This window comes from bacterium (assembly GCA_026398675.1).
In the GTDB taxonomy this organism is placed as follows: domain Bacteria; phylum RBG-13-66-14; class RBG-13-66-14; order RBG-13-66-14; family RBG-13-66-14; genus RBG-13-66-14.
Genome location: JAPLSK010000271.1, coordinates 1 through 3,853, shown reverse-complemented (window position 1 = coordinate 3,853; position 3,853 = coordinate 1). Strand labels below are relative to the sequence as shown.

The following is a 3,853-nucleotide window of genomic DNA, read 5'->3' as shown; positions in this document are numbered from 1 at the left end:
TTTTCCGGGCAAAACGAGTCTAGCGGCCGATTACTAAACGATTGGTCAGTGACCCCGCGCTCGTTTCCAGGCGGTAGAGGTACACGCCGGAGGGGATTTCCGCGCAGTTCCAGGAAACCTCGTGGCGGCCCGCGGTCAACTCCGAGTCAACGAGCGTCGCCATGCGCCTACCGGCCAGGTCGTAAACCGTCAGCTCCACGCGGCCATCCTCAGGTAGGTTAAGGGCGATGGACACCGTGTCCAACGCCGGCGAGGGGTAGGACTCGCTCAGAGACAAGGCTATCCCCTCCGACTCGATGTGCACTGCCTCGGTGGGACCGAAGCGGGAAACCGACCCGTCGGCCTCGACGACCTCCAGCCAGTAGCGGTACTCGAATCCCGGCTCAACGCCATGGTCCAGGTAGCGCCTCGCCGAACCGGGGAGGGCATCGGTGTGGAGCGGAGATATGCCGCCGTTCACCTCGCGCAGAATCCGCAGCCTGGCGGGGACATCGCCCCGAATCGTCCAGCCGATGAGAATCCCATCCTCGGCGGCCGAGGCGGACAGCTCCACATCATCCACCGCCGGGTCATCGCTCCAGGAAAACCTGACCCAGTTGAACGTCGGTGTGGCCTCGCCGGTCGCGGATTCCAGGCCCACCCGGTACTGGAGGTAGCGCAGGCCGTCGGGGAGGTAGTCGGACAGGTCGTCCTCGGCGATTTCCACCCAGTCGCCCATCGCGCCGGCGTTGTCGGACGCCCGGGCCTCGACGGTCAGCGTGGTGTCAGCCGGCTCGTCGTCAACCCAATCCACGACACCCCACCCCACGCCGCCGCCGGTGTCCAGGATGGAACTCGCCAGCTCTCCCGAATCCCGAAACTCCGTCACCTCCCACCAGGCGATGGTATCCGCATAGGCGCAGGCCCCCAGAACATCTAGGCCTTTATCGCCATCGAGGTCGGCCGCATAAACGGAAACGGCGCCGTCGAAGTAGCCGAAGACCAGGTGTTCGGTCCAACTGGTTCCCTCACCATCCATGTTCTCCCACCAGGTGATGTCGTCCCCGACGCACGCCGCTCCAAGGATGTCCTTGTCGTTATCGCCGTCAACATCGGCGGCGGAGACCCAGCAGGTTCCTTCAAAGTTGTTATCCACCATGTGGTCGGTCCAACTTGAGCCAGAGCCGTCTCTGTTTTCCCACCAGAAAATGCTGTTTAGACTGTATGCCGAGCCGATGATATCTATGTCCCCATCACCGTTCATGTCGGTCGCACAAACCGAGTTGGCTGAACCAAACCCGCCGCTCAACACATGTTTGATCCAGGAGGTTCCCGATCCGTCGGTGTTTTCCCACCAAGCTATTTCGTTGAAGCTAGAGCTTGTGCCTAGGATGTCGATATCGTCGTCTCCGTCCACATCAGCCGCGTAAACGCACGTCGCACCGTCGTAGTCGCTCTCCACGGTGTGTTTGGTCCAGTCAGTTCCCGCACCGTCGTCATTCGACCACCACGCTATTTCATCCCCGCGCCATGCGGCTCCGATGACGTCGGTGTCGTCGTCTCCGTCCACGTCCGCGGCGTAAACCGAAATAGCACCGAGGAAATTGTAATCGATTAGAACTCTTGTCCAACTGCCCCCGTCACCGTCGGCATTGAGCCAGCAGACGACATCCCCATCCAAACCGGCGGCGCCCAGTATGTCAAGGTCGTCGTCACCGTCTATATCTGCGGCGTAAACGGATTGGGCGCCGTTAAAATTAACGGCCACGAAGTGAAAGTACCAGTTCATGCCTGAGCCATCTAGGTTTTCCCACCATGCGATTTCATTATCATTGTAAGCTGCACATAGGACGTCCTGATCGCCGTCGCCGTCCAAATCAGCCGCGTAGACCGAGTTTGGAAAATTGATATCATCGTCCACCAGATGCTCAACAGGTGTGTCCAGCGCCTCACCGGACAGGACGAATCTACCCGGTATGCCCGACCAGTTGACGTCGGTCGCCGACTCGAAGGTGTCCTCCCAGTTGGTTACCGGACCGGGCACCCCGTCGCCGCCGGACCAGTCGGTCTGCTCCGCCGTCCCGTAGGCCAGCACGGCCAGCGGGATTGATAAAAGCAACACCAGAGCCGTTTTCATCGCTCCTCCAGTCATACGATTAAATGAGGAAAGGGATTTTTCCACATTTATTATAGAGCCGACCACAAGAAGTTGCAACAAAAAGGGAACCGGCGACCGGTCCCCTTTTTAGCGCGTTAAAGCGGGTTAGCGGGCGACTACCACACGGTTCGTCAAGGCGCCCAAAGGCGCGCTCAGGCGGACGAGGTACACGCCCGACGGGTCGGACGCGCAGTCCCAGGCAACATCGTGCCGCCCGGCGGTCAGCTCGGCATCCACCAGAGTGGCAACCCGCCGCCCCGCCAGGTCGTAGATCGTCAACTCCACCCGGCCGTCCGCGGGCAGGGTGAAGTTCAGGTGGACCCTGCCATCCGCCGGCTGGGGGTATGGGTTGTCCATCCCGAAGGCCAGCGCCCCGGGCTGAAGCTGTATCTTATCGGTGGGACCGAAGCGCTCGACGACGCCAAGGGCGTCCACGGTCTCCAGCCAGTAGCTGTAGCCCGTCCCCGGCGCCACCTCGCGGTCGAGATAAACCGTCGAACCGCCGGGCAGACTTTGGGCGAACATTTGTTCGGGCGGCCCACCCTCCACCGAGCGCAGAACCCGGATTCCGACCGGCTCCTCGCCCGAGAATCGCCAGTTGACGAGGACGCCCTCGTCGGACGCCGACGCTCCGAGGTCGCCCAGAATCACCCCCACGTACTCCTCGGTGGTGAAGCTGAAGGGGTTGGGCACCATGGAATCGGTGAAGTGGTGGCCGTCTTCGGAGACCGCGTCCAGGAGCTCGAAGGTGTGGGTCGTCTCGTAAGCGAAGAACTCGTGGGCCAGGTGCAGGGTGGTGTCGTCGGTCCAGGTTAGCTCCCACCCGCCCGGATCGGGGGTGCAGGTGAAGTCCACCAGCTCGGTGTCGGAGTCCATGGGCCGGTCGAAGACCAGTATCACGTCCAGCCCGACGGGGATATCGGCGGCCCCGTCGGCGGGCGTTGTCTCGATGAGAATCGGCCAGGGCGACTCGGTGCGGAAAGTGAAGGGGTTGGGCACCGCGGAGCCGGCCAGGTCAAGCCCCCCCGCCGATTTGGCCGTCAACAGCTCGAAGGTGTACTCGGCGTCCTCGGCGAAGTTCGAGTGGGAGAGGGTGAGGACCTTGTCTCCCGAGGACCAGGCGCGCGTCCAACCCCCCGGATCGGGGCCGCAGTCGAAGGTGAGCGACGAGGGGTTCGTGTCCATGGCCCGGTCGAAGGTCAGCACGACGTCCGCCTCGACGGGCACGTTGGTCTCGCCGTCCTCGGGGTCGGTCTCCACCAGAATCGGCGCCTGGGGCTGGGTGGTGAAGTGGAAGGGGTTGGGGACCGAGGCTCCGCCCAGCGGCACCCCATAGGCCGAATGCGCCTGGGTGAGAGTGAAGGTGTAGTAGGTCTCGTAGCCGAAGTCGGTGTGAGAAAGGGTCAGCACCTTGTCGCCCGAGGACCACGCACGCGTCCACCCGCCGGGGTTGGGGGAACAGGTGAAGGTGAGCTGCGAGGTGTCGGTGTCCATGGCGATGTCGAAGGTGAGGACGATGTCCTTGTCCACGGGCTGCATCAGCGCGCCGTCGGCGGGATCGGTGGCGATGAGGTACGGGGCCTGGTACTCGGTGGTGAAGTCAAAGGGGTTGGGCACCACCGAGCCGTCCAGGGCCCGACCCGAGCTGGAGTGGGCCGAGGTGAGGTAGAAGGTGTACGCGGTGCCGTAGGCGAAATCCGAATGGGAAAGTGTCAG

At 62.8% G+C, this 3,853-nt stretch carries 2 protein-coding genes; both read right to left on the bottom strand.

All coding sequences use genetic code 11. The features are described 5' to 3' along the window. Positions 1-19 precede the first annotated feature (19 nt). On the bottom strand, positions 20-2,116 hold the full coding sequence (locus NTW26_08375) for an FG-GAP-like repeat-containing protein (protein ID MCX7022266.1): 2,097 nt from the start codon (positions 2,114-2,116) through the stop codon (positions 20-22). Positions 2,117-2,242: 126 nt separating this feature from the next. Next, the coding region (locus NTW26_08370; protein MCX7022265.1) for an Ig-like domain-containing protein at positions 2,243-3,853 on the bottom strand (1,611 nt) is incomplete at its 5' end.

Excerpts from the sequence above, each read along its gene's own strand:
- NTW26_08375 (MCX7022266.1), bottom strand. The coding sequence starts at position 2,116 with ATGAAAACGGCTCTGGTGTTGCTTTTATCAATCCCGCTGGCCGTGCTG.